Origin of the sequence: Vibrio sp. 5S239 (genome assembly GCF_041439575.1) — a bacterium.
In the GTDB taxonomy this organism is placed as follows: domain Bacteria; phylum Pseudomonadota; class Gammaproteobacteria; order Enterobacterales; family Vibrionaceae; genus Vibrio; species Vibrio kanaloae.
Genome location: NZ_JBGOOM010000014.1, coordinates 72,037 through 89,212 on the forward strand (window position 1 = coordinate 72,037; position 17,176 = coordinate 89,212).

Below are 17,176 nucleotides of genomic sequence, written 5' to 3' on the forward strand. Positions count from 1 at the left end.
GGCGCTTAATTGCGCCTTTTGTATTTTTATTGTACCGATATACATCGCTGCTTTGCTAAACGCTTAGAACTTAGACTTGGTGAGTAATTCCAATTAGCAATTGGATTTTACTCTAAATAGATCAGTGAATAGCTTGGAGATCATCAATAAGATTAGGATAGTGGTTAACATCAGCAATGGTGTTTCAATCTGGTATATTGGCGTGAGGTTGAGAGCACCAGATGTCAGAACAACCAACAAGTTAATGCCAAGTATTCTATGAATCATAAGCTTGGGTGTTGCGAACACCTTCCATATCACCACGCAATTAATGAAATAGAATAGTGCTAACTGCCATAGCTCACTCATCATCGGCATAATAAAGATGTATTGAAGCAAAATAATAGTTCCAGTACCTAGCACACCGAAAAAAGCATCCTTGATAACACTGGGTGGCATCGTCGGTAACACGGAAGAAAATACTCCTGCAATCATTGGGAAGATAAAACCACCCGGTACTGGTAAATATATCCAAATCAATAGAGACGTTACAAACATTGATACACCTTGTAATACTTTTCTCCCATCCTCATTCAGATGCTGAACAAAGGTACGATGTTCGTAATGCCAAGTGAAGTCTCGACTCTTACAGGCTACATTCGACACATCACCAATCAATGACAACTTCGGTGCGATTAACTCTAGTCTCTCCATATTTTTAATCAGACTTGACCAGTCAATAATGGGCTCGAGCTCATCAGAAGCAAGCTCAAGTAGTCGAGCCTGAATGTGAGCCATTTCATTAATGCGTAAACACCAGTCTTTAATGTTCTCTTTGAGATGATAACTGCCATTTAATGGTAAATCTAAAAGCTGATAAAGTTTATCAATATTAGCGATATTGGATTCTAAGGCTTCTATATCTAAGCTTTCTGTATTGCGCATTGCTGTAATCAATGTTTCTCTACTCACTTCAAAGCGCTGCACAAAGTTTTGCTCCGTATTTACAGGCCACACTAAGCGATAAATAATGGAGAAAGTTATAACACCAAGCAGCGTTTCTTGTATACGTAAGACCGCAAAGTAGAACGTTACTTGGCTATCGAAACCGCCCATACAAGAGATGATCGAACATACAGCGAACCCTATCGAGAATATGTATCCATACTTTTCGTCACTCGACATGAAAATACATACTCCTAGAAACAAAGTAAAAAACGTTAGGAATAGAAAGCGATCTTGTGAAAACATCGCAATTAAGAAAAAGGCATAACCAGTCCCTAGCAGGGTTCCCATTAACCGGTTATGACCTTTGTTAATTGAATGGGCAAAGCTTTCGTTCAATGCCATTACTGCAACGGCAATCGCTGCCCAATAGGGTTTCTCCCATTGGAACCATAGGGCGAGACAAATCGCGATAACAATTGAAAGGGCGGCTTTAATTGCTTCTTTTGTAGACGTACTGAACATAAGCATCACCCAATTACTTGAGAATTTTGATAGAGGCAGTCATGCCAACGCGCAGTTGTATGTCTTTGGGTACCTTGTCCAGCTCGACTTTAATAGGAATGCGTTGAGCAAGACGTATCCATTGGAAGTTAGGGTTAACATTAGGCAACAGATCATTGCCTGTGCTGCCATCTTGTTTAGCAATACCAAATCCAATGCTTTTAATATGACCCTTCAATTGAACGTTTTTGTGCATCATGAGTGTGACCATTGCTTTATCTTGCGGATTTACCCCTACGAGATCGGTCTCTTTAAAATAACCTTCAATCCAAAAACTATCTTCATCGATTAATGCTACAACCGGCGAGTTTGCAACCACTTGAGAGCCTTCACGTAAGTTTAAGTTAGTAATGTAACCGTTGGTTGGCGCGTAGACTTTTGTGTATTCAAGGTTCAAACCCGCTTCTTCAACGTTGGCTTTTGCTAGTTCGACGTTTGCGCTGCTTGTTTGAACGGCATTGTTTAAGTTGTTGAGAGTTAGTACGGACACGGCACCTGGTGTTCTTTTCTCTAAGTTCAACGCTCGTTGCTCTTCGTTCTTTGCTTTGGCGAGCAAGGCAAACGCCTGCTTTTGTGTTGCGAGTGCTTTTCGATAAGCCGCTTTATAGATGCTAGGGTCTATTTCAAAAAGAAGGTCATCTTTAGACACCTTAGAGTTGTCATCCACGTGGATTTTGACAGCTTGCCCAGTGACTCGCGGAGTAATAGAAACGATGAAGGCACTGACTTGTCCATCTCTTGTCCAAGGGGTACTGGTATAAGATTGGTAATAGCTATAAACCACAAAGCCTGCAGCAACGAACAATAGTAATGTGATGAGATAACGTTTAATCAAGGAGAAGGCCTTATAAAATGGGAATGAATTGGCCAAGAACGCCAGTAAAAATAACGATTAAGCTCAATTCTGCTAATGCAGGAAACGCGACATACTTATGTAGTCCGAGCCTAACTGCGATTGAGCCTGTTAAGACCGTCAACATATAAGCGAGTGCGATAACCAGTAACAGCGGTGGAAAGTAGATTTCCCCCCACACGAGTTCATGTGGCATTGTGTTCATTGTGTTGTTCTCTATTCGCTCCGATAGATATGACGATAATGCAGTTGGTGTAATTTCAATAATCGCTTATAGAGGATTGGGTCCATCAAAAGTCGCCGAATTATGGTCGCTATAGATGAGGGTCGGTTGCAAATCATACAAATTAAGCTCGTTTAGCCTGTCGAATTTGACTTTATTCTTGTCAAAAAGTAGTAAACTGATCTTTTCGTCATAGATGAAATTGATAATCAAGGAAGCTAGTGCAATAGAATGAATTTTAGTATTGAACAACTTCTCGCGTTTGTGACCGTTTATGAGCAATTGTCATTTAGTAAAGCAGCAGTAAAGCTTAATAAGCACCGAACAACGATTGGACAAGTTATTACTAACTTGGAAGATCACCTCGCCGTCACTCTTTTTAAAAGAGTGGGTCGCTCTGTTGAGCCAACCGACGATGGGCATCTGCTCTACCACTATGCCAAACAGACGATTGAGCAAGCGAGGACTTTTGATAAGGTTGCGTTAAGCCTGTCTTATGGTGGATTGGAGAACATTACTATTGCTTACTCGAGTGTCATTCCACAACGCGTACTTGTTGATATTCGTAAGCAGTTAAAACTCGACTTTCCGATGATGCGAGTAAATTTTTTGGTTAAGAATAAGAACGAAATTAAGGAAGGGATACAAAGTGGAGAATATCACTTTGGACTTGTGAATGTTCACCATAGTAGGGCAATGCATAGTCTAGATTCTACATTCCTAGGGCACTTTGAGTTTTACCCATTCGGGCAAAGAGGCGGAGAGCTCTCTAATGTAAACAGAGATGAGGTCTTAGTGGCACTCAGGAATTCTAAACAGTTCGTATTAAAATCTCTAATTGATGAAGGGCTGTCTGAAAAGGTTATCGTGAGCTCTGACTACGAAGAAATTGATCAGCTCGCGTTAGTTATTAAAATGCTTGAAGAGGGTCTAGGATGGGCACTACTTCCTAAGGCATTTTTTACTGATTCTGAATTTTCGAAACACTCAATCGAGCCGATTTATTCTGCGCAGATGGTGGAAGGGTTCAAGTTTGGTTTTGCCTTATGGTGTCCGCATTCAAAACAGATCTGCGACATAAAAGGCTCTTTGGTGTCAGTTATCAAACGCTATCGAGAGCACCTTATTGATAGCTTTAATGGGTAAGAATGTAAACTGCTTTAATTTGTTAGCAATTTAGAATGTAAAAAAGGCGCTCATTAGCGCCTTTTCGTTTTCTATCACTTTCTTGTAGTAAGATTACTTCTTACGGCAGAACTCAGCGATTACGTACATTGATTGACCGCCGTTTGTTTTACCAGAAACAAGCTTAGGATCGTCACCAACGCTGATACCACGGATAACAGTACCTTGCTTAATAACTTGGTTAGTACCTTTGATTGGCAGGTCTTTGATTACTGTTACGTCGTCACCTTTCTTAAGTTCAACGCCGTTCACGTCAAGAGGCTTGTCATCAGCAGACATACCGATTTGTGCCCAAACTGATGTTTCTTCTTCAAGGTACATCATATCTAGCGCGTCTTGAGCCCAGCTTTCAGAGTTCAGACGAGTAAGTTGACGCCACGCCATTACTTGAACTGGCGCTTCCTGGCTCCACATGCTGTCATTTAGGCAACGCCAGTGGTTGATGTCTTTAGGATCGTCGATCTCACCAAGACATTTGTCACATACCATGATGCCGTGATCCACTGTTACGTGGCTGTGTGGCGGTACTGCGTATGCAGTAAGAGAAGAATCAGAACCACATAGTTCACATTTAGATTGGCAGCGTTCTAGCATCGTAGCTTCAGAAGACATAATGGACTCACATTTATTAGGTGTTAAATTACGGAGGCTATTATCCACTTTATTTACAATAAAGAAAGAGGTCGTACGGTATTCTGTCTTGATTAATTTTAGCTGAGATCAACCATTTGTGTTTTAAAGTTTTATGCAAACGGTTAACTAGGGACGATGAGATGTCGACAGACACAAAAATGCCAGCGGTTAGGCTGGCATTTGGTTTTGATAGAAAGATAAATTTTACTCCAAAACAGAGCCTGCGTTGGAGACTGTACTCAATTTGTTGTTTACCAAGAAATCTTTTGCTTGTGTCTGCATTTCTGCATGGTGAGCGGAATCTAAAGGTAATGGTGTTGTATCGTCTTGTGGGATAACAAAGGTACTGTGCGCTGCAACATTGTTAAATTTCACAAATTCGTTAGTTCCGGCATTGCTAGGTGTCGCACTACTTGAATCAACAACAGTTAGGTTAAGCTTGGTTGCCAACGGTGTTGTTCCCGCGAATGGAGCGCTTGCTACAGAGTTAGGTACAGTATCATCGCCTTGTACTTGCCCAATATAAATAGGTAGTACAGGTGAACCAGAGCTTAAAAGGTGGTCAGCGTTAGTGAACGGGTCGATGGTATCCAACACGGTTTGAGCTGCATACGCGAATTGCTGAAATGCAGCCGTCATCACTCCTAGTTGGGCTGTGGTTGCATTACCTTCAAACGTTTCGTAGCAGAGTTTGTCTGATAAGCTGGCACAGGTAGCGCTTGCGAAACTCGCGTATTCCGTTGAAGCGCTCAACGCAACATTGTGTTTAACCTGAGGACCAAACTCTGTAGAACCTAGTAGAAGGTTAGATATTTGACCACCAGAGTTTTCAAAAGCTGCAGAACTAAACGAATACAGAGCATCAGCCGTTGGACTACCTAACGTACGGTTAGAGGCAGCAACAGCTGTCGTTCCAACAATACCGCCCAAAGAGTGACCTAAAAATTTAACCTGTGAACCTGTATTTAGATTGAATGCACTCAATGGAGAACTAGCGAGTAAACCAGCTTGCAAAGAAGCGGTTAATGATGCACGTAAGCCCATTACATCTAGTGCACTTTGTCGAACGTTATCGCGAGCTACTGGCAAGTTTGTTAGGTTTAAATAGGCCAAAACGTCAGCGTTTGCCGAACGAGTATCATCCAAACTACGTGTACCGTGAATTGGAAGGTCAATTGCTAGAACCGCCGTATCATCTCCCACTAAGTTATAAGCAAAGGCATAAGCATTCTCTTTAGCTGAGGTAATGCCATGCTGATAGATGACAACGTTTTTTGGTGTTGCGCCATTCTTAGTAAATAACAAGAATTCAACAGATTCCAATGATTTAACTTGTGGAACTGGAGAATATTTAGTGATTACTCTCTCGCTATCTAGCGGAGAACCATCATCTAGTACAAGGTTTAAACCAATCAGTTTAAGTTGTTCTGTTTGGCTGGTTGCTAAGACACTGGTATCGATACCTGCCGCAATAAGCTGCGCAGCCATGTTAGCTTGTTCTGCGCTGTTGCTAAGAGCACTAGATACTTTAGCTAGGCTCGGCATCGCTGATTCGAATGGCTGAGCGTTCCAGTTACTTGCGTCTTTTTCCAAATAGTGCGGTAGTTGAACGAAGCCTTCGCTGACATCGACATTCGCGCCGGAGTTGGTATACATTAAATTGATTGCGCCTTTTGCTAAAGCAATGGCATCGGCATCACCGCCACCAATGTACTTGTCAAAGTCCGCATCTTCAGAAAGCGCTGTGGTAAAATCTTTTGTTGAAACAAACTGCATTCCGTATGCCGTCGATAAATCTACGCCGTTAGGGTTTGCGCTATCTTTCCAAACACCATTTAGATTTGCTGAAGCCAATCCTGTTGCGGTTGCTGCTTTGGTAGCGAAAAGTGAATCACCGACAGACTCTGTAGTAAACCACGTCGAGTAAATGATGTTCTCAGTATCAAGGTTAATTGCACCTGCAGCAGTCGCTCCAGCAAAGATCTTTTCAACACCTTGAGTGATTTGCTGTGCTTGAGCAAGGCTACCTTCGGTATAAGTTACTGCACTTGATTTCAGCGCAGCATAACTTGCCGACATGCCAACAGGATCGCCATTAACATCCGTTAGTTCATTGGAAAGTGCCAATACGTATTCACTTGAAGCATCTAAGGAATCATTGAACACAATTGTGAATGTGTCAGTTGAGGCGTTAGATAGAACTTTAAAGTCAGTGCCTAAGGTCAATACTCCAGCAACACTTGGTACTGTGTCTGAAGTAAGTGAACCACTAAGCTTTAATAGGTAAACACCACCTGTAGCGAAACCATCAGTTAAACCAGTACCTTCAAAGTTCATGATGATTGGCATTGAAGTAGACCAGCCATCCATTGTGTTCATTGCTGCGATAGGGTTGGTTAATGAGTCATCACCGCCAGTAGGTAAGCCAAGTGTACCGTCGCTAGCATCCATCAACGCGAAACTAGGAAGAGGAACAGCAATATCAGCACCCGCTAATTGAAACTTGATGCTCGTCGCTTGTGCGAGTGAATCTTGAATGTATTGTTCATATTGAATCGTTGTTGAAGCACCTGAACTCGAAGAGTCATCACCACAACCAGCAAGAAACATTGCTGAAGCGAGCAGCGAAACATTAAATAACTTTTTCATGTTTTAATTCCGTTTAGTTGAAGGTGTAGTTCATTTGAATTGCAGATAGGTAAGCGACTGCATCACCAGAGAATTCAAGTTCTTGACCAAGTTCATTGGTTTCTGTGAAATCACCGTCTTTACTTTGAACAAGAGCAAAACCAGCATCGATTGAAAGGTTAGGGCTGTACTGATACGTCAAACCTGCGCTGTACCAGAAACGGTCGCTATCAGGGATACTTAATGTCGCTTCACCAGCTTGCTCGTCATAAGCTAAACCTGCTCGTAAAGTCCACTCTTGGTTCAACTGGTAAGTAGCACCCAGTGAGTAACGGTTATTGTCGTCGTAGTCTTCGGTCTTTTTAAAACACTCGCCATTTGCGCAATCTGAACTCGTCGCTTTAAGCTCTTTAAAGCTACTCCATCCAGTTTGTTGCCAGCCATAGTGAATTGCCCATTGGTCGGTCAATTGGTGGAAAGCTGAAATTTCAATAATTGAAGGCAACGTGATTTTTAAACGGCCTGTTGTTGTTGTAGCACTGCCTTGCACGATACCGCCCGTGTAATCAGTAAAGTCACCATCATCAAAGTCTAGGTCTACCTCTGAACGATAAGCTATAGATAATCGGTTGTTTTCATTCAGTTCATATAACGCGCCAACGTTCCAACCAAATGCAAATGTTTCACCTGTCATACTGATCAGTTTTGTTGAGGCAGGATCTCCAGTGATGTTAGAAATAGAGCCTTGATGACGATTTAGTTCAGCCTCGGCGTAAACAAGGTTTGCACCCGCACCAACACTAAACTGGTCGTTAATTCGATACGCCACATTGGGGTTTAAGTTCACTGACACTAGTGAAGTATCACCTGCAAGATCACCCGCATAAATATCATCTGGGTAATCGGTAGCAACGCCGTAGTTAGAAAACATACCGATGCCCCAAGCCCATTTATCGTTGATAGGGCTAATATAGTAAGCAGCAGGGACGACTTGCAGTGGAGCTACGTCTTTAGAGACTTGGCTTTGTCCACCAGAACCTGGAACATTGTTTTGAGTAATATCTACCTCGGGATCAACGATAGAAACCGCGCCTGAAAATTGGGCTGTATCAAATAGGGTCATTGCGGCGGGGTTTCTCGCTAGTACACTCGCGTTATCAGCTACTGCACCTTCACCTGAAAAGGCACGGCCAAGACCAGAGGCAGAATGCTCAGCAACTTGGAAACCAGCCGCAAGTGAATTGCATGCAAATAGCACAGAAAGCGAAACGAGAGAGCGTTGTATTGTTTTCATCCTTGACCCTCCTAGGGCATCGAATTTCGTTATTATGGTTTGAAAACACACTGAGCATTGTTGGTGTTGAAGCTCTAATGTAAATAGCATGTTAAAATCATGTTTAATATAAAGTCAAAGAAATAGTTGTGATTTTGTGAGGTTATGTTTTAAAGGGGCGGCACTTTAACATCGATAATATAAATATAATCAATAGTTTATTAATGGTTGGAGGTGTGACCAGAGTGTTTATGCATAGTTGCGGTACGAATAGTGCTCAATAGCTCAATATGTAACAACTTTGTTTGTGTTTACCGCTAATCGTTAAATCGGCATAATGCTCTTTTATTTAGAAAGTCATTAAATTGGAATTTTAGTTTGGAATTACTCGCGATAGAGTTTCTTGGTAAACCACTTCGTTTAGAAGGGTCAATGGCAGGGTGGCAACAGTTGTATTGGGACAACACTTTGGTGTCCCAATTAGACGCAACCACAGATCAAGATGACGCTCGAACCCATGCATTTACTCTGCGCGCAGGTGAAGAAACGTTGCAGTGTCACGTTGAGGCGGCCGTTCAGTGGCAACCGTTTGAGATGACCTATAAAGCGACCGTGAATGGCCAAACCGTTACCGAAGGCAATAGAAACACCAAAGATATCGAGCAACAAACCCCGGTTGTCGCACCAAAACCAGAGAAGCGTTTTAGCTTAATCGGGTTGGTGTCGCTGGGAATGAAAGCCCTCAAGAGTGCCAAGTTAATCAAGGTGGTGCTTGCCTCTGCGAGTTTAGCCGCTTATTCGTGGCTATTTTCAATTCAGTTCGCTTTAGCCTTGATTGCTTGTTTAATGTTCCATGAATATGGCCACATCAGAGCAATGAAATACTTTGGAATGAAGACCAAGGGCATTTATTTGATACCATTCCTTGGTGGCTTGGCGTTATCCGACGAAAAGATCAATACGCGCTGGCAAGATGTGGTTATCTCAATCATGGGACCATTGTTTGGCTTGATATTGTCATTGATATTTATGGTGTTGTACTGGGCGACTGGCGAAATGTTCTTCGCTGGGCTTGCGGTATTTAACGCTTTATTAAACTTGTTTAATCTATTACCTATTTTGCCTCTCGATGGCGGACATGTACTAAAAAGTATCAGTTTTTCGATGAACAGTGTGCTTGGTATTGTCCTGTGTGTTGCAGCCGCTATTGCTGGCGTGGTACTGAGTTATCAGTTGAATTTGACCCTGTTTGGCTTCTTATTGATTATGGGCAGTGTGGAAATACTATTCGAATGGAAAGGGCGTCACCACAGTCACTTATTGCCGTTAGACAAATACGGTCAAGTCGTGTCGTTCGTTTGGTATGTGGGTTTAGTGAGCAGTTTGATCGGTGTTATCTGGTATTTTGCATCGACAGGTGATCAGCTATTAAGCCTACCATTGCAAATTCTTGGTACTTAACAAGAATCAAAAACAAAAAATGCCCTAACCAATATGGATAGGGCATTTTTGTATTCGAAGTTTAGCGTCTAAACAAATGTTAGATTACGCTTTGCAATTTGGTCTTGGTGAACCCGATTGAGGTAACGTTTTTATCGTCGCCTGTAGATCTTTGATACGTGTACTGTGGGAAGGGTGCGTAGACAGCAATTCTGGCGGTTGGCTACCACCTGATGCTTTCGCCATGTTTTGCCACAAGTCGACGCTCTGTTTAGGATCGAACCCTGCCTGAGCCATATATTCTAAACCAACAACATCGGCTTCTGATTCCTGAGTTCGGCCATACGGTAGAATAACCCCGTATTGAACACCTAAACCTAGGGCTGCCATTGTCATTCCTTGGTACTGTTTGTATTCTGATGCTCCTAACGCAACACTGGTAATTGATAAACCAGTATTAGCGATTTGAGACTGAGATAAACGCTCATTACTGTGGTTCGCCAAAACGTGTGCAACTTCGTGTCCGATAACCGTTGCCAGTTGGTCTTGGTTTACCGCAACATTAAGCAAACCCGTGTATACGCCAATTTTTCCGCCAGGTAGGGCAAACGCATTCACTTGGTCGCTATCAAACACAACAACTTCCCATTCACTAAAACCTTGTTTAGGAATATATTGAGTGATGCTGTTCACTACGCACTGTACATAAGCGTTAGTTTTGGCATCTTTGCTGATGGGTTGTTCTTTTTTCATTTGTTCAAAAGACTGTGCTCCAAGCTGAGACATATCTTTATCTGAAAAAAGAAGTAGTTGGTTTCTTCCTGTCGGGGAAGCGCTACACGCAGTTAGGCCTGCAAGAGTGAAAAGCGAGGCAAACTTCGTCCATGACGTCATACAATATCCTCTGTGTATTCGGTTTTTATGCATGTTAACATCAACTTGCGTAATAACTAATAGCTGTAAGATAACTATTGTCTTTAAGACCATTATTATCGCTAGAACACCATTAGTGTTAATCAAAGAGGCTCACGCACTAACAAAGTAATAATTAAGGAACCCACATGAGTATTTGGAAAAAGCCCGTTGATCTAGAGATCTTCAACGCGACCTCAAAAAATACCTTAATTGAGCACCTCAACATTGTTTACACTGAGGTTAACGATAACTCCTTGGTGGCAACCATGCCGGTTTGTCATTTCACCCACCAACCACTCGGTATGCTTCATGGCGGCGCATCGGTAGTTTTAGCCGAAACGCTGGGGTCACTAGCAGCAAACTTCTGCGTACCCGATGGTTACTATTGCGTAGGGCTAGACATCAACGCTAACCATGTAAGATCAATGCGCGAAGGGCACGTTATCGGCACTGCCGAGCCTATTCACTTGGGCGTATCTACTCAAGTATGGCAGATAAACATCACTGATGAACGTCAACGCTTGGTTTGCACGAGCCGTTTGACCATCGCAGTGAAAAAGCATAAACGTTAGTTCTGCGAGCAAGGTGAGGCATAGTAATCATCCTAACCACACCTGATTAAACCTCATTTATACATTGTTTATTTTAGTTAGAGAAATCCATGGTCATAACGTTTAAAAGTGGAAAAGTCATCGCAACGGCGCATGAGTTGGTTGTTCGTTTGGATGGAGAGCATCGAGTCACATTGCAAGCTCAAGTTGATGCAATTCAGCTGATCGGAAAAGGGGCAAACGTGATTTCGGCTAATGGCTCTGAGTGCAAATGGTCAATAAAATTAGACAACGAACAACAGCTTCGTGACATCGCCAATGAAATCGGCTGCGATGTGATGTAATTACTGGTTATAACTGCGTTTATTTCCGCTTTTTCCTCCCTATAAAGGCCACTAAACTAAACCATATTCGCAATATCTCCGTAAAATAGCATAAGTCCGATTGATTTTGGCTCATAAAATAGGGAAACTGAATTCAATATCCTTTGAATAAGTTTTCCTCTTTATGAGCAGCCCAAGACTTCGCGTTCAATTTGAAACTCTGTTTGAATACTTCGATGGTAAAGATTCTGATGTTCAGCTCGACGACATAACAGATGTGCTCTGTTGTACGCGTCGTAATGCCAGAATGGTACTGAACAAGCTTGAAGAAGAAGGTTGGGTAGAGTGGTTACCTGCAGCGGGTCGCGGTAAATTGTCTCAACTTATCTTTAAGCAAAATCGGTGCGATGTTAGTGAAAACTTAGCACGCCGCTACTTAGAAGAAGGTAAAATCGGGCAAGCGCTATCGGTACTTGACCACAATGCCGCAAAGCTTACTCAAGTTATTCAAAATTACCTGGGCGTTCAGTACCAAGAAGGTGAACAAGTTATTCGTTTACCTTACTACCGTCCGCTCTCCATGCTCAATCCAACCAAATCGATGCGACGTTCTGAGCAACACATCGCTTGTCAGGTATTCAGTGGGTTAACTCGCTTAGATGAGAACGATCAGCTACAGCCTGATCTCGCGCATTCATGGCAAAAGATTAACGACAATCAATGGCGATTCTTCTTGCGGCCGGGCGTCCGTTTTCATAATGGCGAACCGCTATTGACGAGTCACGTCGTGGACACGCTGCTTTTACTCGAACCGCTCAATATGTTCTCTCATATTAAAGATGTCTCATCACCTGCAAATTGTGTGGTTGATGTCTTTCTAACGCGTCCAGATAAATATTTCCCCCTCGCGCTCACCGAATCAGTCGCAAAAGTGACTCTGCCGATGATTTTACGTGGTGAAGATTACGATATTCGCCCAATTGGTACTGGCCCGTATCGCATTGAAAAGAATGACGAAAAACAACTCGTTCTAACGGCTTTCAATGGATACTTTGGTTTTAGGCCGTTGATCGATCGGGTGGAAGTTTGGGTTGTTGATGAAGCCTATTCGTCGATGGTTTACCCAAGCCTTTCTAAACCAATAATGGCTGATCGTGGTGATAGCGATGAAGTAGAACTTGATCCGGGCTGTACGTATTTGCTGTTGAACAGAAAAAAGGGCATTGCACAAGATCCAGCATGGGCAGAGTTTCTGTCGAACGCGTTGAATGCCTCTGACTTGTTTGTCCATATTCCAAAAGAGACAGTTATAGACTTGGGTGTGTTACATGCTTACGGGATCAAACCCGGTTGGTATGACATCAAGTTAAAGGTACCTGTTTGTCCACCAGCAAGTGTTAAGCCAAGCATAAAATTGGCGTATCAATGCCAACACCCAATGTTCCCAACACTTGCTAAAGCCATTGTCACTGTATTGAAGCAATACAATGTTGATGTTGAACTTTTCGGTTACGAAACCGATCCTCCACATGCCGACAATGTTGATATCTGGATTAACCCAATGGGTATTGCCAACAACCGAGATGACGCGTTGGCCTGCTGGTTGATGGATTACAGCTTTCTGGATGAATCGAGCCCTGCGGAAGATTTTGATCAGTGGTGCCATATGATTGATCGTTGGCGATCCGGTGAGTTTGAACAATTCCCAGCAAGACAACTTGGTAAACAACTCGTACAAAGTAATCAATTGATACCGATGTTCCACTGTTGGTTAGGCGTAAACAAAGACCAATGCGGTACACTGCAAAACGCTAAGTGTAATGCATTAGGGTGGTTCGACTTTAGCCAAGTTTGGGTAAAACCTGAAGTTGATTGAAACCCGAGACAACTCGATTAGGACAACACAATGCAAACCGTGATTATTACATTCATTACGCTGGTGGCATTTGCGGCCAATTCAGTATTGTGTCGTTGGGCTTTAGTGGATCAAACGATTGATCCTTTGAGTTTTTCGATCGTGCGTATGTTATCGGGAGCACTCACTTTGTTGATTTTATTAACCTTATCTTCAAACGCTAAGCGCAAACAAATTAAAGCATCAGACAGTAACACATCGATCTATACCAAGGTTCGCACTCAGTTTGATCTAACCGCGATATTGACTCTACTGGTTTATATGTTCGGTTTCTCGTTTGCTTACTTAACGCTAGGAGCAGGGCTTGGTGCTTTGGTGTTGTTTGTCGCGGTGCAATTCACAATGATTGCTGCACACCTGTTAGCTGGTAACAGAATGTCATCGCTTGAGTGGGTTGGGTGTTTATTGTCTGTTATGGGGCTCATTTACTTATTAATGCCGACAGAGTCGACAGGCTCATCGGATCTAATCTCCATAATATTAATGGCTTTAGCTGGGGTTGGGTGGGGCATTTACACACTGGCAGGCAAGAAATCGACAAACGCACTTCAATCGACTACGGCCAATTTTGGTTTTGGTTCATTAGTCATTCTTGCATTGTTAAGTCTCCTAGCCTTCATTCCGAGCGTCACGGAACAAATATCCATAACCAAACAAGGTTTGATTTACGCAGTATTGTCGGGAGCCGTGGCCTCTGGCGTGGGTTATAGCTTGTGGTATTACGTTGTGAAGAAACTAAACACCGTTGTTGCATCCATCGCGCAACTCTCTGTTCCTGTTATCGCAACACTTGGTGGAGTATTACTCTTGTCCGAGCCGGTCACTATGCAATTTGTTATCTCTTCGACCGTCATTCTACTTGGGATAAGCTTGGTACTTGTCGCCCCTAAACTAAAGAAATAGAGAATTCGCTCATTAACTGCTATGGCTAAACCAAATAAAAAACAACCGACCAAAACGGTCCAGATTTTCTGCGCAAAATGTAAGGCACAACTTTTTAAGTACCGGAAAGGTGGTAAAGGTGCACTCGTAAAGTGCTTTAAAGAACGCATCGTCGAAGATTACACGACTGAGCCATGTACTTGCCCTGATTGTGGTATAGAGTTCGCACGCGATACCTTAGTTCGAGGCACGCCAGCCTACAAATTTGTTGGCGGTAAAGTAACGATGAAATAAAAATGCCACAGCACTAATTGTGTGTGGCATTTCAGACCTGTTATTGAAGTTAAGAACTGATCTTGATGTTAAGAATTGGAGGCTAGTATCAATGAACTCTAACTCGCCCTTGAAGCTTGAGAATTAACAATGAGACTATTGCTCCAGTTGTATCGCAAAGCATGTCTTTCTGAGCATCCCAAATATCACCTTGTGACCCAAGGAATGCGATACCTTCATCGCCACCTGCAATTTCCGCGTACCACCACTCAATAATCTCATAACCTGCTGCAACACTCATGATGGCAAACAGAGCAAAGAAACACGCCAACACAGGTTGAGCTAGTTTCTTACGAATCAAATATTCAGCGAGCGGGTAAGCATAAAGACCAATAGCAAAATGAGCGACTCGATCAAAATTATTGCGATCAGAGCCTATCATGTTGTTAAACCAATCAAAGGGCACTTCTGCGAAGGTGTATTTGGCACCAATTGTGTGTAGAGCTAGCCAAATAAACATTAGAACGTAAGCCGTTTTTGAAAAGGTGAGCTTGGTAGAAAGCCACCATATACCGGCAAGAATACCAAGGGCGGGGGTGATTTCTGCAATCCATACCGCTCTTGAAAAAGGTTCAATAGCAGAGAATAGAAATACAGTAAGGTAAAGAGCTGTCAGTAACAGCAAGGGGATATTTTTCGCAAGAGGCGTTGTTGTCATATCAATCTCTCGTAGAATTTTTAGATATAGTTACATAATAATGAACGCTGTTCAATTGGGTTTGATTTACCAAACCTGTTGAAAATAAGCGTTATAGCCCAGTATCTAGACAAACGATTGCGAGAGTTTCACAAAAGTTTGATTTACAGCAAAGCGAACCATAAAATCCCTGAATCACTACATAACAAGAAAGAAAGCCATGAAACTGGAAACTGTCGATTATCTTGCTGACGACGCAGCGGAACAATTTGTTCGCTCTCTACGTGAAACTGGATTTGGCGTACTAAAAAACCACCCGATCCCAAAAGAGCTTGTTGAGTCAATTTACGAAAACTGGTACCAATTCTTCATTTCTGAAGAGAAAGAAAACTTCCACTTTAATGTTGAAACACAAGATGGATATTTTCCCCCTTCAGTGTCGGAAGTTGCAAAGGGACACACTGTAAAAGATATTAAAGAGTACTTTCATGTCTACCCGTGGGGTCAGGTTCCTGAACCGCTGAAAGAACAGATTCTAGATTACTACCAACGCGCAAACGCATTTGCTCAAGAGCTTCTAGGCTGGGTTGAAGCGCACGCACCACAAGAAGTACAAGAGAAGTTCTCAATCGCACTTTCTGAAATGATCAATGGTAGTCAACAGACCTTGCTTCGCGTACTTCACTACCCACCAATGCAAGGTGATGAAGAACCAGGTGCAATCCGTGCTGCTGCTCATGAAGACATTAACCTACTGACTATCTTGCCTGCATCGAACGAGCCTGGCCTACAAGTTAAAGCACAGAATGATGAATGGTTAGATGTTCCATGTGATTTCGGCAACATGATCATCAACATTGGTGATATGCTTCAAGAAGCATCAGGTGGTTACTTCCCATCGACAACTCATCGCGTAATTAACCCATCGGGTGCGCGTCAAGAGAAATCACGTATTTCTCTACCACTTTTCCTTCATCCGAAACCAGAAGTGGTACTCTCTGAAAAGTACACGGCGAACGAATACCTAATGGAGCGATTAAGAGAACTTGGTGTTATCTAATTCGTCTTAATTGTATATTGTAAGGAGCCAGCGTAAAGCTGGCTTTTTTGATTTTTACACGTCTAACGGTGTGAAATTTAATTTGTTTGAACCTCGACAAGTGACCATGAATCGATTTCAATTAACAAGTTACTTCAATATATACGTCAATAGGCTTACTTAATTATGTCTGACAAAGCAGCTACATCAAATCAGCAAGGTATTAGGTCCACTTTTCAGGCACATATGGAGAACCCTTTGCTTTGGCCTATTCTGGAGGTGCTTAAGCAACAACCGAGTGGATGGAAAGTGCATACCTTGGCGGCGCATCTCAACGATCTCGGCTTGGTGCCAGTCTTAGATCCCGTGCCTGAAAAAGAGCTATTCAAAAAAAACTTCTTAATCATGAATGCCCTCTATCAGTTGCAAGACACCTTATACCCTGACAGCTGGCTTCAGGTTCAAGCCATGGACATTGAATTGATGAACGGACGTTATCATGGCAGCACTCATACAATCGATCTTGAAGACCCACTGCGTGATTACTATGTCAATTGGCTTAACTATGAAGCTGATGAGGGTGAAGTAAAGCGACTGTTGAATGAGTTTTGGACGCGCTACAAGAAGTTTGTCGGTGGCAGCGAAACGGATATGGACAGAAGTAATGCGCTCAGTTTATTCGAGTTACCACTGGATGCGACTCAACAAGATATTCGAAAGCGATGGAGACGCCTTGCACTGCGTTGGCATCCGGATAGAGATGAGGGCAATACCTCCAAGTTTCAGACGCTCTGTGAAGCATGGCACGTACTACGAAGTTCGTAGTTGAAAAGCACTTACCTGCGTGGGTTACCTCTA

17 protein-coding genes are annotated in these 17,176 nt (G+C 42.7%); 9 read left to right on the forward strand and 8 right to left on the reverse strand.

The window, feature by feature from the left end:
• Positions 1–93: 93 nt before the first annotated feature.
• The 3 genes from ACED48_RS12525 to ACED48_RS12535 are packed head-to-tail and all read right to left on the reverse strand — an operon-like array spanning position 94 to position 2,546.
• Entirely contained in the window at positions 94–1,449 is a 1,356-nt protein-coding gene (locus tag ACED48_RS12525; protein WP_017058322.1) for an FUSC family protein, read from the reverse strand.
• Positions 1,450–1,462: 13 nt separating this feature from the next.
• Positions 1,463–2,323 carry an HlyD family secretion protein gene (locus tag ACED48_RS12530; protein WP_017058321.1) on the reverse strand — a complete coding sequence of 287 codons (861 nt, stop codon included), beginning with the start codon at positions 2,321–2,323 and terminating at the stop codon, positions 1,463–1,465.
• Positions 2,324–2,333: 10 nt separating this feature from the next.
• Positions 2,334–2,546: a DUF1656 domain-containing protein gene (locus ACED48_RS12535; RefSeq protein ID WP_017058320.1), complete on the reverse strand. Its 213-nt coding sequence runs from the start codon at positions 2,544–2,546 to the stop codon at positions 2,334–2,336.
• A 249-nt stretch (positions 2,547–2,795) separates the two neighbouring features.
• On the opposite strand from ACED48_RS12535, the gene ACED48_RS12540 reads away from it, so the two are divergent.
• Complete coding sequence (locus ACED48_RS12540) at positions 2,796–3,710, forward strand: LysR family transcriptional regulator (protein WP_017058319.1); 915 nt, start codon at positions 2,796–2,798, stop codon at positions 3,708–3,710.
• 93 nt (positions 3,711–3,803) lie between these two features.
• Here the strand turns inward: ACED48_RS12540 and ACED48_RS12545 are convergent, their stop codons facing one another.
• From ACED48_RS12545 to ACED48_RS12555, 3 genes are all read right to left on the reverse strand, one after another.
• Positions 3,804–4,361 carry a PhnA domain-containing protein gene (locus ACED48_RS12545; RefSeq protein ID WP_017058318.1) on the reverse strand — a complete coding sequence of 186 codons (558 nt, stop codon included), beginning with the start codon at positions 4,359–4,361 and terminating at the stop codon, positions 3,804–3,806.
• A 225-nt stretch (positions 4,362–4,586) separates the two neighbouring features.
• Positions 4,587–7,031: a VolA/Pla-1 family phospholipase gene (locus tag ACED48_RS12550; RefSeq protein ID WP_017058317.1), complete on the reverse strand. Its 2,445-nt coding sequence runs from the start codon at positions 7,029–7,031 to the stop codon at positions 4,587–4,589.
• Positions 7,032–7,044: 13 nt separating this feature from the next.
• Entirely contained in the window at positions 7,045–8,304 is a 1,260-nt protein-coding gene (locus ACED48_RS12555; protein ID WP_017058316.1) for an outer membrane protein transport protein, read from the reverse strand.
• A gap of 357 nt (positions 8,305–8,661) precedes the next feature.
• Between ACED48_RS12555 and ACED48_RS12560 the strand changes: the two genes are divergently transcribed.
• The gene (locus ACED48_RS12560) at positions 8,662–9,744 is read left to right on the forward strand and encodes a site-2 protease family protein (protein ID WP_017058315.1); all 1,083 of its coding nucleotides are present in this window, start codon (positions 8,662–8,664) and stop codon (positions 9,742–9,744) included.
• An 84-nt stretch (positions 9,745–9,828) separates the two neighbouring features.
• Here ACED48_RS12560 and ACED48_RS12565 read toward each other — a convergent pair whose 3' ends face one another.
• Positions 9,829–10,617: a M48 family metallopeptidase gene (locus ACED48_RS12565; protein WP_017058314.1), complete on the reverse strand. Its 789-nt coding sequence runs from the start codon at positions 10,615–10,617 to the stop codon at positions 9,829–9,831.
• A 167-nt stretch (positions 10,618–10,784) separates the two neighbouring features.
• Here ACED48_RS12565 and ACED48_RS12570 point away from each other — a divergent pair, with 167 nt between their 5' ends.
• The 5 genes from ACED48_RS12570 (at position 10,785) to ACED48_RS12590 (ending at position 14,603) form a co-directional block, all read left to right on the forward strand.
• Entirely contained in the window at positions 10,785–11,210 is a 426-nt protein-coding gene (locus tag ACED48_RS12570; RefSeq protein WP_017058313.1) for a hotdog fold thioesterase, read from the forward strand.
• A gap of 89 nt (positions 11,211–11,299) precedes the next feature.
• Positions 11,300–11,533, forward strand: a complete 234-nt coding sequence (locus tag ACED48_RS12575) for a DUF3389 domain-containing protein (protein WP_004730938.1) — start codon at positions 11,300–11,302, stop codon at positions 11,531–11,533.
• A 163-nt stretch (positions 11,534–11,696) separates the two neighbouring features.
• On the forward strand, positions 11,697–13,388 hold the full coding sequence (locus tag ACED48_RS12580) for an SgrR family transcriptional regulator (RefSeq protein WP_017058312.1): 1,692 nt from the start codon (positions 11,697–11,699) through the stop codon (positions 13,386–13,388).
• A gap of 30 nt (positions 13,389–13,418) precedes the next feature.
• Positions 13,419–14,330, forward strand: a complete 912-nt coding sequence (locus ACED48_RS12585) for a DMT family transporter (RefSeq protein WP_017058311.1) — start codon at positions 13,419–13,421, stop codon at positions 14,328–14,330.
• 21 nt (positions 14,331–14,351) lie between these two features.
• Positions 14,352–14,603, forward strand: a complete 252-nt coding sequence (locus ACED48_RS12590) for a hypothetical protein (protein WP_017058310.1) — start codon at positions 14,352–14,354, stop codon at positions 14,601–14,603.
• Between the two features lie 88 nt (positions 14,604–14,691).
• On the opposite strand, the gene ACED48_RS12595 is transcribed toward ACED48_RS12590, so the two are convergent.
• Complete coding sequence (locus tag ACED48_RS12595; protein ID WP_017058309.1) at positions 14,692–15,300, reverse strand: DUF2238 domain-containing protein; 609 nt, start codon at positions 15,298–15,300, stop codon at positions 14,692–14,694.
• A gap of 199 nt (positions 15,301–15,499) precedes the next feature.
• On the opposite strand from ACED48_RS12595, the gene ACED48_RS12600 reads away from it, so the two are divergent.
• Both ACED48_RS12600 and ACED48_RS12605 read left to right on the forward strand, forming a co-directional pair.
• The gene (locus ACED48_RS12600) at positions 15,500–16,339 is read left to right on the forward strand and encodes an isopenicillin N synthase family oxygenase (protein WP_017058308.1); all 840 of its coding nucleotides are present in this window, start codon (positions 15,500–15,502) and stop codon (positions 16,337–16,339) included.
• A 165-nt stretch (positions 16,340–16,504) separates the two neighbouring features.
• Positions 16,505–17,143, forward strand: a complete 639-nt coding sequence (locus ACED48_RS12605; RefSeq protein ID WP_029627267.1) for a DNA-J related domain-containing protein — start codon at positions 16,505–16,507, stop codon at positions 17,141–17,143.
• The last annotated feature ends 33 nt before the right edge of the window (positions 17,144–17,176 follow it).